This window comes from Streptomyces sp. Je 1-369 (assembly GCF_026810505.1).
GTDB lineage: Bacteria > Actinomycetota > Actinomycetes > Streptomycetales > Streptomycetaceae > Streptomyces.
The window spans coordinates 7343144-7363250 of sequence record NZ_CP101750.1; the positions used below are offsets into that span (position 1 = coordinate 7343144).

16 protein-coding genes are annotated in these 20107 nt (G+C 73.3%); 8 read left to right on the forward strand and 8 right to left on the reverse strand.

From position 1 onward, the window contains the following. Positions 1-20: 20 nt before the first annotated feature. The 5 genes from NOO62_RS32885 to NOO62_RS32905 all read right to left on the reverse strand — a co-directional run bounded on the left by NOO62_RS32885 (position 21) and on the right by NOO62_RS32905 (position 9113). Positions 21-3749, reverse strand: a complete 3729-nt coding sequence (locus tag NOO62_RS32885; protein WP_268774434.1) for an SAV_2336 N-terminal domain-related protein — start codon at positions 3747-3749, stop codon at positions 21-23. A gap of 2 nt (positions 3750-3751) precedes the next feature. Further along, positions 3752-4735 (reverse strand): AAA family ATPase, encoded by a 984-nt coding sequence (locus NOO62_RS32890; RefSeq protein WP_268774435.1) that lies wholly within the window; start codon positions 4733-4735, stop codon positions 3752-3754. Further along, positions 4732-6915 carry a trypsin-like peptidase domain-containing protein gene (locus NOO62_RS32895; protein ID WP_268774436.1) on the reverse strand — a complete coding sequence of 728 codons (2184 nt, stop codon included), beginning with the start codon at positions 6913-6915 and terminating at the stop codon, positions 4732-4734. The genes NOO62_RS32890 and NOO62_RS32895 overlap by 4 nt, the downstream gene beginning before the upstream one ends. A gap of 2 nt (positions 6916-6917) precedes the next feature. Next, complete coding sequence (locus NOO62_RS32900) at positions 6918-7319, reverse strand: CU044_2847 family protein (RefSeq protein ID WP_268774437.1); 402 nt, start codon at positions 7317-7319, stop codon at positions 6918-6920. Positions 7320-7388: 69 nt separating this feature from the next. Next, a complete protein-coding gene (locus tag NOO62_RS32905) occupies positions 7389-9113 on the reverse strand; it encodes a BCCT family transporter (RefSeq protein WP_268774438.1) in 1725 nt (574 codons plus the stop codon). Positions 9114-9269: 156 nt separating this feature from the next. Between NOO62_RS32905 and NOO62_RS32910 the strand changes: the two genes are divergently transcribed. The 3 genes from NOO62_RS32910 (at position 9270) to NOO62_RS32920 (ending at position 11928) form a co-directional block, all read left to right on the forward strand. Next, positions 9270-10439: a glycerate kinase gene (locus NOO62_RS32910; protein WP_268774439.1), complete on the forward strand. Its 1170-nt coding sequence runs from the start codon at positions 9270-9272 to the stop codon at positions 10437-10439. A 107-nt stretch (positions 10440-10546) separates the two neighbouring features. After that, positions 10547-11176: a hypothetical protein gene (locus NOO62_RS32915; protein ID WP_268774440.1), complete on the forward strand. Its 630-nt coding sequence runs from the start codon at positions 10547-10549 to the stop codon at positions 11174-11176. Continuing rightward, positions 11173-11928, forward strand: a complete 756-nt coding sequence (locus NOO62_RS32920) for a DUF4239 domain-containing protein (protein WP_268774441.1) — start codon at positions 11173-11175, stop codon at positions 11926-11928. The genes NOO62_RS32915 and NOO62_RS32920 overlap by 4 nt, the downstream gene beginning before the upstream one ends. A gap of 5 nt (positions 11929-11933) precedes the next feature. Here NOO62_RS32920 and NOO62_RS32925 read toward each other — a convergent pair whose 3' ends face one another. Further along, on the reverse strand, positions 11934-13157 hold the full coding sequence (locus NOO62_RS32925) for a PucR family transcriptional regulator (RefSeq protein ID WP_268774442.1): 1224 nt from the start codon (positions 13155-13157) through the stop codon (positions 11934-11936). Positions 13158-13462: 305 nt separating this feature from the next. Between NOO62_RS32925 and NOO62_RS32930 the strand changes: the two genes are divergently transcribed. From NOO62_RS32930 to NOO62_RS32950, 5 genes are read left to right on the forward strand one after another with little or no spacing between them, the layout of a single operon-like run. Beyond that, positions 13463-14254, forward strand: coding sequence for an ABC transporter ATP-binding protein (locus NOO62_RS32930; RefSeq protein WP_268774443.1), 792 nt, complete (start codon positions 13463-13465; stop codon positions 14252-14254). Continuing rightward, entirely contained in the window at positions 14251-15060 is an 810-nt protein-coding gene (locus tag NOO62_RS32935) for an ABC transporter ATP-binding protein (RefSeq protein ID WP_268774444.1), read from the forward strand. The genes NOO62_RS32930 and NOO62_RS32935 overlap by 4 nt, the downstream gene beginning before the upstream one ends. Then, a complete protein-coding gene (locus tag NOO62_RS32940; protein ID WP_268774445.1) occupies positions 15057-15947 on the forward strand; it encodes a branched-chain amino acid ABC transporter permease in 891 nt (296 codons plus the stop codon). The genes NOO62_RS32935 and NOO62_RS32940 overlap by 4 nt, the downstream gene beginning before the upstream one ends. Then, positions 15940-17088 carry a branched-chain amino acid ABC transporter permease gene (locus NOO62_RS32945; RefSeq protein ID WP_414930924.1) on the forward strand — a complete coding sequence of 383 codons (1149 nt, stop codon included), beginning with the start codon at positions 15940-15942 and terminating at the stop codon, positions 17086-17088. Before NOO62_RS32940 ends, NOO62_RS32945 begins: the two co-directional genes overlap by 8 nt. Then, positions 17085-18347 (forward strand): ABC transporter substrate-binding protein, encoded by a 1263-nt coding sequence (locus NOO62_RS32950; protein WP_268774446.1) that lies wholly within the window; start codon positions 17085-17087, stop codon positions 18345-18347. The genes NOO62_RS32945 and NOO62_RS32950 overlap by 4 nt, the downstream gene beginning before the upstream one ends. 110 nt (positions 18348-18457) lie before the next feature. Here NOO62_RS32950 and pssA read toward each other — a convergent pair whose 3' ends face one another. Further along, positions 18458-19312, reverse strand: coding sequence for a CDP-diacylglycerol--serine O-phosphatidyltransferase (pssA, locus tag NOO62_RS32955; RefSeq protein ID WP_150174018.1), 855 nt, complete (start codon positions 19310-19312; stop codon positions 18458-18460). Further along, positions 19299-19955, reverse strand: a complete 657-nt coding sequence (locus tag NOO62_RS32960; RefSeq protein ID WP_268774447.1) for a phosphatidylserine decarboxylase — start codon at positions 19953-19955, stop codon at positions 19299-19301. The genes pssA and NOO62_RS32960 overlap by 14 nt, the downstream gene beginning before the upstream one ends. Between the last annotated feature and the right edge of the window lie 152 nt (positions 19956-20107).

Sequence of the window (20107 nt, forward strand, 5' to 3'; positions counted from 1 at the left end):
AGGGTAGCCGGGGGCGGCGGTCAGGTCCCTGGGGGCCGGGAGTCCCTCACGACGCGCAGCGTGGTGAGAGTGGCGAGGTCCTCGGGGCCCAGGACCCGTGCGCGCGCCTCGTGAACGGCCGACGCGACCTCGTGAGCCTCGTCCCGGCGCCGGGCGCCGTCGAGCGCGACCGCCAGCTCGTGACCGCTGGCGAGGGTATCCGGGTGGTCGTCGCCGAGAGCGGACCGACGCCCTTCGTACGTGGCGCGTGCCTCGGGCACGGCTTCCTCGTGCCGGCCCAGCGCGCCCAGCGCGACGACCAGGTTGTGCCGGCACAGCAGGACATCGGGGTGCTGCTCGTTCCGTAGGTTCACCCACAGGCGCAGCACGGTGCGGCAGATCGTGTACGCCTCCTCGTAGCGCCCCAGTTGATGGAGCACGTAGGCACGGAGCTGGTGCGCGGTCAGGGTGTCGGCGTGTCCCCTGCCGAGTACCGTGTCGCGGCCCGTCGCGCAGTCCGAGAAGGATTCAAGGGCCTCGTCGAGACGGTCGAGGGCGAGTTCGACGCGGCCGATCTCGCAGCGGGTCGCCAGCGCCTGCGGATGCTCCCGGCCGAGGTGGTCCAGCTCGCGGACCCTGATCCGTTTCAGGTTGTCGAGGGTGTTGTTCTTGTTCCCCGGTCCCGCGAGGGCCATGACCCGGCGGAACTCCTCCGCGCACCCGGCCTCGTGGGGAAGTCGGCGCGGGAGCGGCAGGCGGAAGGGGACGCCGTGCCGGGGCGCACGCGAGTGGAAGAGGGCCGGACCGTCGGCCGCGGCGAGGTCGACGCGGAAGTCGAGTTCGACCGGCCCGCGCCCGGGCCCCTCGACGAGCAGGAGGTGGATGTCCAGGTCCTCGAGCCAGCCCATGTCCCCGCCGAGGCTCGATGCTTCGAGGACCACGATCAGGCTGGTCAGGACCGGGCGCGGGGCTCCCGACCGCCGCGCGGCGGCGATGAGTTCGCGGCGACGGGCGCGCTCGGTGTCGAGGACGGACGTCGGCGACGGGGCGGCGCCGGTCACGATGTGCGGCAGCGTGCCGGTACTCGCCGAGCGGAGGAACCGGTCGGTCGAGTCGAGCAGATGGAAGCGGAGCGCGGCCGGCGAGTGCCGCGCGGCGAGCCCGCCGACGATCGCCTCCAGGAGCGTGGAACGGTCGGCGGTCGTGCCCTGGACGACGCCGTGCGGGCCCATGGCACGGAAGTCCAGGAGGACCTCCGCGCCGTGGGGATCCAGGCCGATGGGCACGGCGAGGGGCACCTCGTCGTGCGGACCGCGCGGCGCGGGGTCCGGGGCGTGTGCGGCGATGTACGCGTCGAAGACGGCGGCCGCCTCGTCCGCGGTGGGCCGCTCGTCGAGCAGGGGCGAGGAGTAGCGCCGCAGCAGCGGGGCGAAGGGTTCGGGGACGGCGCCGCCGGCCGCGCTCAGCAGGGTGAGGCCCAGCTTGGAGATGTCGTGCGCCACGCCGTCGGCGTGCTCCTGCACGCACCAGCCGGTCACGCACACGTCGTCCCCGGTGAGCAGCACTCGGTTCGGAGTCAGGTCGCCGTGCAGGAACCCCCGTACATGGGCGTCCGCGAGCGCCGTCGCGACGCCACGGCCGAGCAGCGCGAACTCCAAGGGGTCGGTGAACCAGCGGGTGTCCGGGCCGGTGCTCGTGAGGGTAGGGGTGGGCAGTCCGTCCGTCAGTTGGAGTTCGCACGCCATCCAGGACGGGTCCGGGCCCGTGTCGACGTCGATGAGCCGGGGTGCCCGTACGCCACGCAGCATGCGCAGCGCCTCGGCCTGCCGGGGCAGGGAGGCCCGGCGCGTGGAACCGGACCGGATGAGTCTGAGCGCGGCGACCTCTCCCTCCCCGCGCCGCCCGAGGAACATCCCGTCGGTCGTCCGCGCGTCGACGTGCCGGGCGAACAGCCGCCAGGGACCCGCCTGCCGGGGGTTCCGCGGCAGCAGGGACCGCCACGGCGAGCCCGGCGCGTCGACGTACGCGGGAAGCCGGGGATCGTCGTCCGGCGCGGGTCCCGTCCCCGTCGTGCCGACCCCCAGCCTCCGCAGCAGCCGTGTGTCGACCCAGCCGAACGGCCGTCCCTCGTGACCGGCCCGTTCCGGCCCGTTCGGGTGGGCGAGCCAGGCGGGGAAGTCGGCGGACCGTCCGGCCAGCTCACCAAGACGGTCCGTCACCGCCCTGCTGGTGCGCAGCAGTTCGCGGACCGGGGCGGTGCCCAGGAGGATGTCGCGGATGCCGGTCGTGACGTCGTAGCTCCGGTGCTGCGGCGCGAGCGCGGTGTCGTCGTCGCAGCGCCGCAGCAGACCGCTCAGGAAGACCTCGGCCAGGTGACCGGTCGTCACGTCCGGGCCGAGTGCGTCCCGCACCAGGCGCATCACCGGTACGGACACCGGCGCGACGGCGGCGAGGTGGGCGGCGAGGCGGTACGCCTCCGGGGACGCCGTCTCCCTGAACCGCAGGACCAGCCCCTGCGGGGCCGGTCCGGGAGGCGGCTCCGGGGCCGCGGCGAAGGGCGGGCGCAGCAGCGGCAGCACGGCGCTCGTCCCGGGGGACGCGAGGAGGTCCGCCCAGGTGCCGACCGCTCCCGGCTCCGGCGTGAGCACGGGGACCGCCACGTCGTCGAACGCGGCGACCCCGGGCGGCAGCACCGGATCCGACACGTCCCAGGCGAGGTTGGGGGCGCCGCGCCGTCTGCTGGTGACCCGCCAGGGCTCGGCCCGGATGCCGGAGCCGTCCCAGAGGTGCGGGGGCAGTGCGTGCAGCACCGCAGTCGGGCCGCACCGCCCCCACTGGTCGAGGAGCGCACGCATGCGTCCGTCGTGCCAGGCGGCGCCGATGCCGTCGCTGAGCACGAGGATCAGCGTGTTGCCGCCGGGATCGGTCACGGTCGCGGGCGGCAGGACGGCGGTACCGGGTGTGAAGGGGCGCCGGGCGAGCAGTGGGGCGCCTGGGCCGCGGGTGTCCAGGCCGTGCACCCGTACGTCACGGAAGGCACCGCTGCGCTCCAGGAGCAGCCGCGTCTCCAGGGCGAGTTGCTGCCACAGGAGCATGGAGGCGCCGTCGTCGACGAGCAGCGTCAGATTCAGCCAGCGGGCCCGGGCGGGGCGCAGCACGGCGTCGGTGAGACCGGTGTGGGCCGTCGATTCGGCGGTGGCCGTCTCGTCGAGTTCCCACCGCCCGTGGTCGGCCACGGTCTGCTTCAACGGGCGCAGCGCCCGCGCGAGTTGCAGCTGCCGGGAGCCGGTGGCGCGGGTGCCGGGTGCGCGTACGGGCATGCCGTTGAGGGCGCCGGCGCCGTGCCGCGGGCGGGGGGACGCGCCGCCGAACAGCGGGGAGCGGGTCGAGGCCGACGAGCGGCGGGCCACCGCACCGGCGGGTCTGTCGGGTGCGGTCCGTTCGTCCTGGTCCGTGAGCGGTGTGCCGGTGTCGGGGTGGTCCGCCGCGGGGGCATCCTCCATCGGGTCGCGCGGACGCGGATCCGCCCAGTCGGCCTCCCGCTCCGCGGGCCGCTCCTCGGCGGGCGGCAGCCACCCGGCACCGTCGTCGCCCCCTAGGCCGGGCGCGGCCGCCCCCACCGCCCGTGCCAGACCGCTCGACGCTCCCTCGGGCAGCCGTGCCGCCAGCCACAGCGCGTCGAGGAGTTCCTCCTGAGCGAGGCCGACGCCGCCTTCCGCGAACACCGCGAGCGCCCGGCGCAGCCGCTCGGCGGAGTCCTCGCCCCGCACGCCTACACCACCCCGCCCAGCCGGTGGAGCACCGCGTCGAGGAGGGCGCCCGGCGGCAGGTCGAGGCCGCCCTTGCGCAGGAACACGGCGTTCAGGAGCTGGTCGGTGGCCAGCTCGCCGGGCGCGCGGCGGCCCAGGAAGGCGTGCAGGAGGTCGTCGACGCCGTCGAGGGCCGCGTCGCCGAGGTGGGCGGCGACGATGTCGCGCAGCCGTTGCTCGTCGGGCTCGGCCAGGTCCAGGCGGACACAGCGGCGCAGGAACGCGGGCGGGAACTCGCGCTCTCCGTTGCTGGTGATGACCACCACAGGGAACTCGGAACAGCGCACCCTGCCGCGCGTCACCGGCGCCCGCACCTGCGGGTCCGCGGTCAGGACGTCGACCCGCGCCCGGTCGTCGGGCAGCCTGGCCAGTTCCGGGATCTCGAACTCGCCCTCCTCGAAGACGGTCAGGAGGTCGTTGGGCAGGTCGACGTCCCCTTTGTCGAGCTCGTCGACGAGGAGGACGCGCGGCCGCCCGGTCGGGACGAGCGCGGTGCCGAGCGGTCCGAGACGGACGTACGAACCGATGTCGGGGTCCTCACCGGCACCGTCGTCAACTGCGGTCTCGCGGCGCAGGTTGGACTCGCGCAGCCGGCCGATCGCGTCGTAGCCGTAGAGGGCGTCGCGCAGCGTCGAGCGGCTGTTGACCGGCCACGTCAGCACGCGCCCCAGCGTCAGTTCGTGCGCCACGGCGTGGGCCAGGGAGGATTTGCCGGTGCCCGGGTGGCCGGTGACCAGGAGCGGGCGGCGCAGCAGCAGCGCGGCGTTGACCACCTCCGACTCGTCGGGCCCGATGAGATACGGGCGGGGCCGCGGCGCGCCGTCCGCGGGGGTGAAGCGGCGCCACGGCGGGGGCTCGGGAAAGTCGACGTGCCGGGCGTCGCCGTCGCCGCGGAACAGCCGCCAGTCGCCCTGCCCGGACGTGGGGAATGCCTGGGATGCCGTCATGAACTGCGTGCTCCTTCGTCGGAAAGCGGGCGCGTGGCGTCGGGGTCCGTCAGCCTCGGCTCGTGGTCCCCGCCCGTGCGGTCCTGCCACGCCAGGTCCTCCCATACCAGGGAGGGGCGCGCCGCTGAGTCCGGCAGCGACGCACCCCTGAACATGAGGAGCCTGTGGGGGAGTTCCTGCAACCGTCCGGTGGGAGCGAGGGGGTCGAGGCGGTGGGCGTGGTCGTGGTCCTCCGCCTCGCGGTCCCACAGCACCACGGGGACGCCGAGGGCCAGGCAGAGGTCGAGCAGCTGGGCGCGGAGCGCGGGCGGCCCGTGCAGGACGACGTGGTTGACGTCCCGGTGGCTGGAGTTGAGCAGTGCGGCGACCTGCCGGCTGTCCGCGCAGCTCGGGTCGATGACCAGCACTCTGCCGTGCCCGTCGCCCCACCGCCGACGGTGCTCCACTTCCCGGCGGGGTACGCGGCGGCTCATCTCCGGGCAGCGCAACGTGAGTTGGAAGGAGGCCCCGAGAGGGATGCTCGGCACGTACTCGATCGATCTGCCCGCGTCCCATTCGTCGACGGGCAGCTGGAGCCCTTCGCGGTCGACCTCGATCTCCACGGCGGGCCGCCCGTCGCCGGACCGCTCGGCGCCCTCACGGATCAGCGCGCCGATCTGCTCCGGTGACAGGGGCGCGTCACCCGCGGCGGTCTCCAAACGGCGCACCGAGCCGTCCGCGTGCTGCTGCCAGAGCCTGCACCGGTACCGCGCTGTGGCCTCCGCGCCCTCACCCTCCGGCTCGCTCCTGGTGAGCCGGGCGAGCAGCCGGGTGACCGGTGCCTTCCGCGCGCCCGCCCAGTGCGCGGCGTCCGTCCTGCGCTGGTCGCGTGCCGCGGGGTGCACGCCGAGCCGGGTGCAGACCCGCTCGCTCCAGCGGCCGAGCCCTTCGCCGAGCGGGCCGTCCGCGGCCGCGGCGATGAACTCCACCAGGTGGACGAGCGCGGGCACACGGGGTGTCCCCGCCGGCACGCTGCCGCCGTCCTGATACTCCTCGAGGTCCGCGACGACCTGCTCCAGTGCCCCGGGCGGCAGCCGTGCGGTGCACAGGGCCGCGGGGAGCGAGGTGTAGCGCAGCGCCTCCTGGGCGGCGCGGGCGGGCAGCGTCGGGTCGGCCAGGACGACGAGCTCCAGCTGGCGTACCAGCGAGGCGTGTTCGCCACGGGAGAGCAGGCCCGCCGCGTCGACGGCCCGGCCGGTGCCGAGGAGCGCGGTGAGCCGTTCGGGGCGTGCGCCGTAGGGCCCGGCGGTCAGCAGGGACTCACTGAGCGTGGGCAGGGCGCGGCGCCGGGTCAGCAGGACGTCGGTCAGCTCCTCGACGGTGGGCGCCGAGCCGTCCCCCGGCGCGGCGAGGCCCAGCTCGTCGGCGAGCCGCCGTGCGTGCTCGGCGCGCGCCGTCGGTTCGGGCAGCAACGACCGCAGCAGGTCCCTCAGTTCGGCGGTCACCGGATCGTCCTGCGGCGCGGGCCGCACGGTGCTGCACTCCGCCACGACCTCCTCCGCCCCGGCCGCGTACAGCTGTTCCCGCACCGCCTGCCAGGACAGGGCCCAGGTGCGCCGCAGGGTCTGGCCGGGGTGGGCGGGGGCGGTCGGCTGCCCGAGCTGTCCGACGACGATCCCGGACGCGCTGTTCCCCGTATCGGTCCACAGCGGCCCGCCGCTGAACCCGGGGCCGATCGCGGCACCCGACAGCGGCCCGTCGAGATAGCCGACGTGGCCGTCGAGCAGTTTGAGGGACGTGTCCGCGAAGGTGATCGGGTCCCCGCAGCCGTGCCAGGCCCGCAGCGACTGGCCTTCCGCCATCTCCGTCCAGACGACGGGGGCGGCACTCGCGGGCGCCGGCTCGGAGAGGAGCAGCACGCACAGGTCTCCCTGCCAGGCCGCGGAGGAGTGCCGGGGCGGCACCCACACCTCTATCTGCGCCTTGACCCGTACCGTACGCCGGGCGAACCCGACCTGGAGCACCTCTTGCGCGGGTCTCGTTCCGCTCAACGGAGGCCGCCCCAGTGCCTCGTTGACCACATGCGCACAGGTCAGCACCCGCCCGGGGGAGAGGAGCGCGGCCGCGCCCACGGCCGTGTCGCCGTGCGGCCCGAGCACCGCGACGACCTGCGGGACCCGGGTGCCCCTGAACCACCCCACGGCTACGACCCGGTGGCGCCGCCGGGCGTCCCGTCGGCTCCCGCGCCCGGCTCTTCCGTACGCCGCCACGTCGCCGATACCGTCATGGTGGCCGCCCCCTTCACCCCCGCGATGCCGAGCTTGAGGTCCTTGCCCACCTCGATGCCGAAGTCGACCGTGAACTCCGCGGGCGGGTGCTCGGCGCGGGACACCGAGGCGTGCACCTCGTCGAGGAGCGGGCCGAGCGGCCGCAGCGTGGCGCGCAGCGCGTCGGCGGCGAGGGCCGTGACCCGCCCGCCGGCGGACACGGCGCCCGGCACGCCGAACTCCGGCGGCAGGTCGCCGGATTCGGGGGCCTGCCCCACGTCGGCGAGCTCGACGCGCAGCGCGGCCCCGGCCAGGTCGAGTTCCAGGTACTCAGGCATGGGATCATTGTGCGGCCAACGCGGCCGCCGGTGACGCCAGTTCACACACCCCGCACCCTCATCGACCTTTCAGTCGCCGTCCTGGCTGCGGGACCTGACGATCCGGCGGAGCCGGTGGTGCCGGTCCGGTGCCTGCTCGGTGATCGCCTCGCCGACCATCGTGCGCACCGCGTCCCGCAGCCCGTGCAGCGCATGCCCGCGCGCCGGGCCCGCGCCCGGGTCCCCGCGCAACTCCTTCAGGAGCGCCCAGCACAGCGTCAGCATCACCACGACGAACGGCAGCGCCACCAGGATCGTCGCGCTCTGCAGCGAGTCCAGACCGCCCGCGACCAGGAGCACCGCGGCCACCGCCGCCATGAGGACACCCCAGGTGACGACCAGCCAGGTCGGCGGGTGCAGGGAGCCGCGGCTGCTGAGCGAACCCATCACCAGCGACGCGGAGTCGGCGCTCGTGACGAAGTACGTCATCACGAGGAGCATCGCGACCCACGACGTGACCGTGCCGAGCGGCAGCGCGTCCAGCATCGCGAAGAGCGACGACTCCGCCCCCTCCTCGACCTTCCCCGCCATGTCGACCTTGCCGGTCGCGTCGAGCCGGATGCCGGTGCCGCCCATCACGCAGAACCAGACGACGGTCGCGCCGCTCGGCACGAGGAGCACGCCGATCAGGAACTCACGGATCGTCCGGCCGTGCGAGATGCGGGCGATGAACGTGCCGACGAAGGGGGCCCAGGACAGCCACCACGCCCAGTAGAAGATCGTCCAGGAGCCCAGCCAGCCGCTGTCGGTGAAGGCGCCGGTGCGTGAGGCCATCGGGAGCAGCTGGTGGAGGTAGCCGCCGACGCTCGCCGGGATCGCGTCCAGGATGTAGACGGTCGGCCCGAGGACGAAGACGAACAGCATCAGGCAGGCGGCAAGCACGATGTTGAGGGTGCTGAGCCACTTGACGCCCTTGTGCACCCCGGAGAAGGCCGAGAGCACGAAGGCGGCGCCGAGCGAGACGATGATGATGAGCTGAAGGGTGGTCGAACTCTCCACGCCCGTCGTGAGGTTGAGCCCCGTCGCGACCTGGAGTGCGCCGACGCCGAGGCTGGTGGCCGTGCCGAAGACGGTGGCGAAGACCGCGAGCAGGTCGATGATCCTGCCGGGCAGGCCCGCCGCGCGCCGGGCCCCGATGAGCGGTACGAAGACGGAGCTGAGCCGGTTGCCGCGGCCCTTGCGGAAGCCCGCGTAGGCGAGGGCGAGGCCCACGATGCCGTAGATCGCCCAGGGCGTCAGTGTCCAGTGGAAGAAGGAGTACTCCAGGGCGGTACGGGCCGCGCCGCCGGAGCGGGGTGCGGCGGCCGAGGACGGCGGGGGGTCCAGGTAGTGGGTCAGCGGCTCACCGACGCCGTAGAACATCAGGCCGATGCCCATGCCCGCGCTGAACATCATCGCGATCCACGCGAGGTTCGTGAACTCGGGCCGCGCGTCGTCCGTGCCCAGACGGATCCTGCCGAAGCGGCTCAGCGCGAGGACCACGCACAGGACGAGGAAGACGTCCGCGGCGATGACGAAGAGCCAGGCGAAGTTGTCTAGGACCCAGCCGAGCGCGCTGTCGGAAGCGCGGTCGAAGGACCGTTTGCCGAACGCGGCCCAGGCGACCACCCCCAGCACCGCGGCGACACCTACGCCGACGACCAGGTAGTCGGGGGTGCCGTCCGGGGGTGATCCGTCCGCGGAGCCCCCTCCGCCCGGGGGAGGGCCCGCCGGACCGTCACCGGGACGGGGCTGATCGATCATTTCCGTACTCATGGCGCACCACTATGGGGCGATATCGGGGTATTTTCCGGCGGGCCACGCCGTCTCACGTCCCGGCGACCATGGGCAGCGGCCCCCATCTGCGGTTATGGTCGCAGCGGCGCGACTGCCTTGACGCGAGCAAGGCCCGGAAAGCAAGGGGAATGCAAGGTGGCGGACGCTGCAACCACGGCGGGACACGAGCAGCAGGCGCAGCGCGTGCTCATCGCCGCGGACAAGTTCAAGGGGTCGCTCACGGCCGTGCAGGTCGCGGAGCGGGTGACGGCCGGGCTCCACCGCGTCGCCCCCGGCGTCACGGTCGAGGCGCTGCCGGTCGCCGACGGCGGTGACGGCACGGTCGCCGCGGCCGTCGCGGGCGGCTTCGAGCGCCGCGAGGTCCGCGTCACGGGACCGCTCGGCAACGAGGTGACGGCGGCGTACGCGCTGAAGGACGGCACCGCCGTCGTGGAGATGGCCGAGGCCTCGGGCCTCCAGCTGCTCCCCGAGGGCGTCTTCGCGCCGCTCACGTCCACGACGTACGGCTCGGGAGAGCTGATCCGCGCGGCGCTCGACGCGGGCGCCCGCACCATCGTCTTCGGCGTCGGCGGCAGCGCCACGACCGACGGCGGCGCCGGCATGCTGGCCGCGCTCGGCGCGCGCTTCCTGGACGCGGACGGCGAGCCCGTCGCGCCCGGCGGCGGCCCGCTGAAGGACCTGGCCACGGCCGACCTTTCGGGCCTCGACCCGCGTCTCAAGGACGTCGAGACCGTGCTCGCCAGCGATGTCGACAACCCGCTGACCGGCCCGAAGGGCGCCCCCGCGGTCTACGGGCCGCAGAAGGGCGCCGACCCGGCGGACGTCGCCGCGCTGGACGCCGCGCTCGCCCACTACGCCACGGTCCTGGAGCAGGCGATCGGCCCCAAGGCCGCGGAGTACGCGCAGTCGCCGGGCGCGGGCGCCGCGGGCGGCATCGGGTACGGCGCGCTGGTCGGTCTCGGCGCGGGCTTCCGGCCCGGCATCGAGGTCATGCTCGACGTGCTCGGCTTCGCGCCCGCCCTGGAGCGCGCGACGCTCGTCATCACCGGTGAGGGCTCGCTCGACGAGCAGACCCTGCACGGCAAGGCGCCCGCGGGCGTCGCCGCCGCCGCACGCGCCGCGGGCGTCGAGGTCGTCGCGGTCTGCGGCCGGCTCGCCCTCGCCCCCGAGGTGCTCGGCAAGGCGGGCATCCGCCGCGCGTACGCCCTGACCGACGTCGAGCCGGACGTGGCGCGGTGCATCGCCGAGGCGGGCCCGATCCTGGAGACGGTGGCGGAGGGCATCGCCCGCGACTTCCTCGCCTGAGGCACCTGAGGGCTCCTGAGGCTCCCGAGGCCCCCGGGCCCTGAAAGCCCCACCCGTGTCGTACCGGGAACGTGATCGTTTCTTCTCTACGTGAGAAGGAGTCGATCTTGACCGGGTGGGCACAGCTCGGCGGCGGCCTCGGCATCGTCGTGAGCCTGTGCCCGGTGCCGGGGCTGACCGTTGACGCGCAGGTCGGCGCGTATGTGGACACATACGCGGGGGCGCTCGGCGTGGTCCTCTCCGAGCAGCTGGACATCTGCCGCGAGGACCGCCCGGGTGCCCCCGACGACGCCGGAACCGACGCCGGAACCGACGCCGGTACCGGCTCCGGTCACGCCGCAACCGACGCCGCAACCGACGTCGAGCCCGAGCGGCGTGCCGAGCCCGGCCCGGCGGCCCCGGCGCCCCGTGCCGCGAAAACGGACCCCCGCCCGGCCGCGCCCCCCGCCCCGCCCCGCGTACGGGAACTCCACGTCCCCGTACGCCTGGAGTCCCGCCCCCGCCCCGCGCGCCCCGCACCCGCCCCACCACCCCGCCCCTCCCTCTCGGCGCCCGGCTACCGCCCCGCCGAAGAGGCGGAGCGCGAGGGCGGGCGGTCCATGGTCACCACCACGATGGTCGTCACCACCCCCGCTGTCCTCGCCGCCGCACTGCTGCGTCCGCGCTCCCGCTCCGCCGCGTCCGGCTCGTCCGGCGCCCGCTCCCGCCCCACCCCGCCCTCCGGAGGCCCCTCGTGACGGAATGGTTCGTACTCGGTCTGGCCATGGTGCTCGCCTGCGCGATCGTGCTGACCGTGACCGTGATCAGACACCGCCGCGTCCCCGAGGACGACGACACCAGCGAGACGCCGGACGTCCTGGAGTACATGGTGATGATGGTCGGCGTCGTGTACGCGATCGTCCTCGGCCTCGCCATCGCCGGTGTCTGGGAGGCCCGCGGAGCCGCCCAGGACGGCACCCGCGACGAGGCGCAGGCCCTGCACGAGATCAGCAGGCGCGTGCAGGTCTATCCGGCGGACGCGCGGGAACGCATCGAGCAGGACGTACGGCGCTACAGCGAGCACGTCACCACCGTCGAGTGGCCGCGCATGATCGAGGAGCACCAGCTCACGGACGAGGGTGGTGAACTCCTCGACACCCTGCGCCGGGACATCGCGCGGCGCCCGCCCGCCAGCGAGCTGGAGGCGCAGACCTACCAGCCGCTGCTCGACCAGGTGGCCGCCGCGGACGAGGCGCGCAGGGCACGCGCCGACAACGCGGAGGAGACACTGCCCGGCGTGGTCTGGTTCGGCCTCGTCGCCGGGGCGTTCGTCACGGTCGGACTGATCTTCACGCTGCAGATCAGACGCTCATCGAGGGAACTGCTGCTCGCCGGGACCTTCAGCGCCCTGATCGCCTTCCTCCTCTTCCTGGTCTGGAACTTCGACGCGCCGTACGGCAGGACGGCGACGGAGACGACGACGGCGTTCCAGGACCTGATCAGTGCGTGACCTGATCAGTGCGTGACCTGCCGCTGCGCGAGCCGGTGCGCCTCCACCGCGAGTGACACCTCCACCAGGTCCCGCGGGCGGGCCAGCGAGCGCGAGGTCAGCTGCTCCAGGCGGCGCAGGCGGTTGAAGACGGTGTTGCGGTGGCAGTAGAGGCGCCCGGCCGCCCGCCCCGCCGAACCCTCGCAGGCCAGCCAGGCGTCCAGCGTCTCCAACAGCACGGCCCGGTCGGCCGGTTCGAGCGCGAGGACCTCGCCGAGCACCTCCGTCACCAGCCGCCCCGCCAGCTCCGGCTGGCTCACCACCAGAGCCGTCGGCATCCGCTGGTCCAGGCGGACGATGCCCGTCGCGTCCGGCGGACACGTGCGCAGCGCGAGCTCCGCGAGCCGTCGCGCGTGGCCGAGCTCCGCGAGCCCGGCCACGACGGGGCTGATGCCGCCCGGTCCCGGGCACCGCCCGTCGAGCAGCCGGGCCAGGCCGTCGAGGCCTTCGTCGGCGCCGAGCGCGACCACGCCGACCTCGCAGTCCGTCCGCATCCGCCAGATGAAGCGGAACCCCGTCCGCTGGATCTGCCGGTGGAACGCCTCCCGCCCGTCGCGCCGCTCCGCGCGGAGCACGATCACCGCGTACGGGCCGTGCTCGGGCAGATCGAGCCCCGCGGCGGCCCGCGCGGCGAGGCCCGGCGCCGACCGGCCTTCGAGGAGAGCGTCGAGCAGCGCCTGCAGCTGTTCGTCCGTGCGCCGCCGCAACTCCAGCTCCGTCGCACGGTACGCGTCCGACGCCACGGCCGCCTGCGCGTCCACCGCCGACCACACCATCGTCGCCGAGCGCATCAGGACCGCGAGCTTCTCCGGGTCCTTGCCGGCCGTCCCCTCCAGGAGCGAGTCCCACACGAGGTAGCCCGCGTTGCGGTACGAGTGCACCAACAGGTCGAGCGGCAGCCCCTGTTGGGCACGGCGTCGGCCCGCCTCCTCCGCGTACTCCAGGTCGCGGCGCGGCGAGGCCCGCGGCGCCGAGATCGCCTCGATGCCGATCCGCATGGCCTCCTCGGCCTCCCGCCACTGCACGTCGTACGGCAGGACGCTCCCGTACACCGACGAATGCTCGCCGAGCTGCCGCAGATGCTGGTCGACCAGCTCCGGCAGCCGCGGCAGGAGTGCGGTGCACGCCTCCTTGAGGAGCCTCCAGTCGTGTCCGGTCCGAGGCCTGCGTCCGTTCGCGAGCCCGCTCATCGTTCCCCCCGTCGCCGCGCGCCAGGGCGCCGTCGGCACGGCGCTGCTGGGGAGGATGCCATTCCTCCGCCCCCTCCGGCAGGCCCCTGACACGCGGTGTTGTGCCCATGCACAACGGCGGGGCACCCCCGGTGGTCTCCCGCAGCGTTTCCCCCGCAGTCCGTGGACGGGCGGCCCCCGCGGTGCTGGGGTGAGCGCCACACGACGGCGGACGTGCCGTACGGGACGAGGGGGGACGGTACGTGGGCGGCTCGGACGCGGAGGACAGAGGTGGGGGGCACCCAGGACGCGGCGCGGGGCTCGTCGTGCGGGACGTATCCGTCGGGTACGGGCCCGTGCGGGCCCTGCGGCGGGTCTCGCTCGATCTGCCGGACGGCACCGTCGTCGCCGTGCTCGGCGGCAACGGCGCGGGCAAGTCGACGCTGCTGCGGGCCGTCTCGCGCACGCTCTCGTTCCAGGGCGGCGCGCTCACCTCGGGGTCCGTTCATTTCGGCGGGCGTCGCATCGACGGCCTCTCGGCGGACCGGGTCGTCGCCGCCGGGATCTCCCAAGTGCCCGAAGGGCGGCAGGTGTTCGCCCGGATGACCGTCACCGACAACCTGCGGGCGGGCGCCCTCGGCGCCACCGGGTCGCGCGCCGCCAAGGCGGACGCCCTGCGGCGCGTCCACGACCTCTTCCCCGTACTCGCCGAACGCGGCGCCCAGCGCGCCGGACTGCTCTCCGGCGGCGAGCAGCAGATGCTCGCGGTCGGCAGGGCGCTCATGGCCTCCCCGCGCCTGCTCCTCCTCGACGAGCCCTCCCTGGGGCTCGCGCCGCTGATGGCCGCACGCATCGCCGACACCATCCGGGAGATCAACGCGCAGGGCACCTCCGTGCTCCTCGTCGAGCAGAACGCCGCCCTCGCGCTGCGGCTCGCCACCACCGCGTACGTCCTCGACGTCGGCGAGGTCGCCCTGTCCGGGCCCGCCGACGAGCTCGCCGCCTCCGACGAGGTGCGCCGCCGCTACCTGGGCGTGGTCGACGAGGACGCGGCGGCCGACGCGACCCGGGGGATCGGCGCACTGCCGACGCTGCGACGCTGGGAGGCCGACCGGTGACCGACACATCCGTACCGCCCCTCGACGTCCGCGACCTCACCGTCCGCTTCGCCGGGCTCACCGCCCTCGACGCCGTCAGCTTCACCGTCCGCCCCGGCACCGTGCACGCCGTCATCGGACCGAACGGCGCGGGCAAGTCCACCTGCTTCAATGTCCTGTCCGGCGTCTACCGCGCCACCTCCGGCAGCGTCCGCTTCGGGGAACACGAACTCACCGGCCTGCGCCCGCACCGCATCGCGGAGCTCGGCGTCGCCCGGATCTTCCAGAACCTCGCCCTGCCGCCCCGCGCCACCGTCGCCGACAGCCTGCTCCTCGGCCGCCACCGGCTGACCCGCGCCGGTTTCGTGGCCGCGGGACTCCGGCTCCCCTCGGCCGCCCGCGAGGAGCACCGCCACCGCGAACGCGTCCGCGAGATAGCCGCCTTCGTCGGGCTGGAACGCCAGCTCGACCAGCCCGCGGGCGCCCTGCCCTACGGCCAGCAGAAACTCGCCGAGCTCGCCCGCGCCCTCTGCATGGAGCCGCGCCTGCTGCTCCTCGACGAGCCCGTCGCCGGCATGACCGCCGACGAACGGCGCCGCACCGCGGCCGTCATCGCGGGTGTCCGCGACAGCCTCGGCATCTCGATCGTCCTGGTGGAACACGACATGGGGGTGGTGATGCGGCTCGCGGACGCGGTGACCGTACTCGACTTCGGGCGCCGGATCGCCGACGGCGCCCCCGGCGACGTACAGAACGATCCGGCGGTCGTACGCGCCTACCTGGGCGAGGGCGACCGGACCGGGAACGGAGAGGGACGACGACCGTGACCACCTTCACCGAGCTTCTCCTCAACGGCATCTCGATGGGGTCGGTCTACGCCCTCATCGCCCTCGGCTTCGTCGTCATCTTCCGCGCCACCGAGGTGGTCAACTTCGCCCACGCCTCACTGCTCCTCGCGGGCGGCTACATCACCGCGTCCCTCCACGACGACCTCGGCTTCTGGCCCGCGCTGCTCGTCGGCATCGCGGGCGCCGCGGTGGTCGGCGCGGCCGTCGAGTTCCTCGTCATGCGCCGCTACCGCGGCTCCGACCACAGCGTGCTCGCCATCGTCACCATCGGCGTCGACATCCTGCTCACCACCGAGCTCACCCGCCGCCTCGGCACCGACGTCCTGCCGCTCGGCGACCCGTGGGGCGACGACGTGCTGACCATCGGGCCGATCTCTCTCGCGCACACCCGCATCGCCGCGTTCGTCGCCGCGGCCCTGCTCATCACCGTCTTCCTCCTCGCCTTCCGCTACACCTCGTGGGGCGTGGCGATGCGGGCCGCCGCGGAGAGCCCGCAGACCGCAGCGCTGATGGGCGTACGGCTGGGAAGAGTGTCGCTCGGCGCATGGGCGGTCGCGGGGGCGCTCGCGGCCGTGGCCGCGCTGTTCCTCACCGTCTTCCCGACGCCAGGACTGGAGCGCGCCACCTCGCTCGCCGCTCTGAAGGCGTTCCCCGCCGCGATCCTCGGCGGCCTCGACTCCACCACGGGCGCGCTGGTCGGCGGCCTCGTGGTGGGCGTCACGGAGTCCCTCGCCACCGGCTACCAGAGCGAGCTCAGCTTCCTCGGCCGCGGGCTCGGCGACCTCGCGCCCTACCTCGTCATGACCGCCATCCTGCTGATCCGACCCGCAGGGCTGTTCGGCACGAAGGAGCTCGCCCGTGTCTGAGGCCCCCGTCTCCAAGGCCCCCGTCTCCGATCCCGTCGAGGCGGTCGCCACGCCCGCTGCCCGCCCCGTCCGTCGTACGCCGCTCAAACGCCCCCGCACCTACCTGTGGGCCGCCGGCGCGGCACTCCTGCTCGCCCTGCCGTTCTACCTGGACCGCTTCTGGCTCCAGGCGGGCCTCTTCGCGATGGCCGCCGCCATCGGCGCGATCGGCATCAACCTCCTCACCGGCGCCACCGGCCAGCTCTCCATGGGGCACGCGTTCTTCCTCGCCATCGGGGCGTACGGCTACTGCGTCCTCGCGGGCGACGGGGGAGACGGCCTGACCGGGCTCGGCCTGCCGACCTGGATCGCCGCGACGCTCGCCGTGGTGATCGCCGGGATCGCGGGCGGCCTCTTCAGCCCCATCGCGGGCCGCCTCAGCGGCGCCTACCTCGGCATCGCGACCCTCGCGCTGATCTTCATCGGGCAGCACGTGCTCTTCAACGCCCACGACCTCACCGGCGGCTCCAACGGACGCGACGTGCCGCCCCTGAACGTCTTCGGCATCGCCTTCGACGAGAGCGAGGTGGTGGTCGCGGCCGTCCCGTTCGGCTCCGTCGAGAAGCTCTGGTACGCGGGACTCGTGCTGCTCGTGGGCTGTGGACTCTTCGCCCGCGGCGTGCTGCGCGGCCGCCCGGGGCGCGCCATGAACGCGATCCGCGACCACCGCGTCGCCGCGGGCGTGATGGGCGTCCCGGTGGCCCGCTACCGCGCCGGGGTCTTCGTCCTGTCGTCCATGTACGCGGGCCTCGCCGGGGTGCTGCTCGCCCTGGTCTTCCAGCGCACCGTCCCCGACTACTTCGGCATGACGCTCTCCCTGGAATACCTCGCCATGATCGTGATCGGCGGCCTCGGCTCGGTCGCGGGCGCCGTCGCGGGCGCCGCCCTCGTCTCCCTGCTGCCCCAGCTCCTCACCCGGTACAGCGACGCGCTGCCCCTGGTCTCGGCGCCCGGCACCGGCGGGATCTCACCGGGCGAGGCGTCCCGGTATCTGTACGGCGCCGCCGTCGTGGCGGTGGTGCTCTTCCTGCCCGGCGGCCTCGTGAGCATCGCCGCCCGGCGCGGCAGGACAAGACCAGGCACTCCAGGGGAGGAAGCATGAAAGCACTGACCAGGGCCACCGCGGCCACGACGGCGCTCGCCGCGCTGCTGGCGCTGACGGCGTGCAGCTCGAAGGCGAAGGACGACGGGGCCGACGGCGACAAGGGCGCGGGCGGGGTGAAGACCGGCGACGGCGTGACGAGCCAGACGATCGACCTCGGCGTCCTCACCGACATGACCGGCGTCTACGCCACCCTCGGCAAGAGCGTCACCCAGGCCCAGCAGCTCTACGTCGACCAGACCAACGCGGACGGCGGCATCTGCGGCCGCAAGCTGAAACTCACGGTCCGGGACCACGGCTACGACCCGCAGAAGGCCGTCGCCGCCTACACCGAGCTGGAGCCGAAGGTCCTCGGCTTCGCCCAGTTCATCGGCTCCCCGTTCGTCGCCGCCGTCGAGCAGCGCGTCGACGCCAACAAGGGCCTCGTCCTGCCGCAGGCCTGGTCGGCGAACCTGCTGGGCAGCCCGTACGTGCGCGTGGTCGGTTCCACGTACGACCTGGAGACGATCAACGCGATCGACTTCCTGATGAAGGAGAAGGGCCTCAAGAAGGGCGACAAGCTGGGCCACGTCTACTTCGAGGGCGACTACGGAGAGAACGCCCTCAAGGGCTCGAAGCACATGGCCGACGACGCGGGCCTCACGGTCGTCGAGCAGAAGATCAAGCCGACGGACAACGACATGACCGCGCAGGTCTCCGCCCTGAAGAAAGCGGGCGTCAAGGCCGTCGTCATCAGCGCGGGCCCCCGCCAGGCCGCCTCCCTCGTCGGCGTCGCGGCGGCGGGACGCTTCGACGTCCCGGTCATCGGCAACAACTCGGCGTTCGCCCCGCAGCTCCTCGCCACCCAGTCGGGCCCGGCCCTGATGAAGAACTACTACGTGGCCTCGCCCACGCTGCCCATCGGTGCGGACACGGCAGAGGCGAAGAAGCTCGTCGCCGACTACCGGAAGGCCCACCCCAAGGACTCCCTCGACAACGGCGTCGTGGCGGGCTGGACGGCGGCGTCCGTCTTCGGTGCGGCCCTGAAGGAGGCGTGCGACAAGAAGGACCTCACGCGCGAGGGCGTCGGCAAGGCGCTCCTGACCCTCGACGACTTCGACGCGGGCTTCGGCGTCACCCAGAACTTCAGCGACCCGAAGGCACCCTCTTCGAAGGAGAGCGTCATCCTCCAGCCGGACAAGAAGGCCACGGGCGGCATGAAGGTGGTCAGACAGCCGAGCGCGGCGGAGGCGGCAACGGGCTACACAGCCGGGGGCTGATTCTCGGCCTGTCCGGCGATTGAGGACGAGCCCGAAGGGCGATATACGGCACGCGAAGGGGGGCCTGAACCATTCCGGTTCAGGCCCCCCTTCACACTGCTCAAGCGCCGCTACGGCAATTGCGCCGCCCGTGCCTCACGCCGGTTGCCGCGGAAGTTGTTCACCCTCCGAGCCGTGGCGAAGAGCGGAATCACCGCGCCCAGGACGAGCTGCAGCGCGCAACCCGTCTGCAGGAGCAGCTGGCCGCCGGGAGCCTCGAACGCCCACGCCGCGAGCAGCCCCATCGCCGCGACGATCCAGGAGAGCATGGCCACCGCGAGGGGACCGCGCGGCTTCGGGTACTCGACGCGGCTGACCATGAGCCAGGCCGTGCCGATGATCGCGAGGAGCGTCGCCACGAAGGGCAGCTCCAGGAGCACGATCGAGACGACCGTCAGCGCCCCGAAGGGCGACGGCATGCCCTGGAAGGTGCCGTCCTTCACGGTCACGCACGAGAACCGCGCAAGCCGCAGCACCACCGCCAACAGCACGACGATCGCGCCGACCGCCGCCACCCGCTGGTGAGCGTCGTCGGCGACCATGCCGTAGACCAGGACGAAGTACGCCGGGGCCAGACCGAAGCTGATCAGGTCCGACAGGTTGTCCAGCTCGGCGCCCATCGGCGAGGACCGCAGCTTGCGGGCCACGAGACCGTCGAAGAGGTCGAAGACGGCCGCGCAGAGCATCAAAATCACGGCGGTCGCGGCTGAGTGCCGCGCCATGCCGCTCTCGTTGCTGCCCTGGAGGTGCGGGATGAGGATGCCCGTGGTGGTGAAGTACACCGCCATGAACCCGCACGTGGCGTTGCCGAGCGTGAGGGTGTCCGCTATCGAGAGGCGCAGTGAGAGAGGCATCTCCTCATCGGCCTCGTCCTCCACCGCCTCGGGCACCCAGCCCGCCTGTGTCTCCGGATCAACCACGGTCAATGCGAGTCACCCCAGCCACGGTCTTCTGACCGACCTCGACGTCCACCTCGACACCCTCGGGGAGGTAGATGTCGACACGCGAGCCGAAACGGATCAGGCCGATCCGCTCGCCCTGCTCCACCTTCGTGCCCTGCGGCACGTACGGCACGATGCGCCGCGCGACCGCGCCCGCGATCTGGATCATCTCGATGTCACCGAGCTCGGTGTCGAAGTGCCAGACAACGCGCTCGTTGTTCTCGCTCTCCTTGTTGAACGCCGGGACGAACCCGCCGGGGATGTGCTCCACGGACGTCACGGTGCCCGCGAGGGGCGCGCGGTTGACGTGGACGTTCAGCGGGCTCATGAAGATCGCGACGCGGGTGCGCCCGTCCTTCCACGGCATGATGCTCTGCACCACACCGTCGGCCGGAGAGATGACGCGGCCCTGAGCGATCTCCCGCTCGGGGTCGCGGAAGAACCACAGCATGCCGGCCGCGAGGGCGGTGGCAGGGACGGCTACGGCCGCGGCGCTCTTGGAGCGGCGCGCGCGGGCGAGGCTGAGTGCCGCAGTGGCGACGGTGGGCAGAAGCCACGGCGATGCTCCGCGGGCAAGGCGTCCCTGGAGAATGCCGTCGCGTGGTGCAGAGGTTTGGCTGTGGGGCATGGATGACCTTCGTAGCGGATGAGGCCGCGCAGGGAATGGGGGACGGCGGCTTTTCCGGATGTTATCGGTTGCGAGCCACAACTGGGCAAGCCAGGAAGCCGAGTCCGCGGCTGAAGAGTGTTGACAGGGTGTGATCTTTTTCTCGGCGAAAA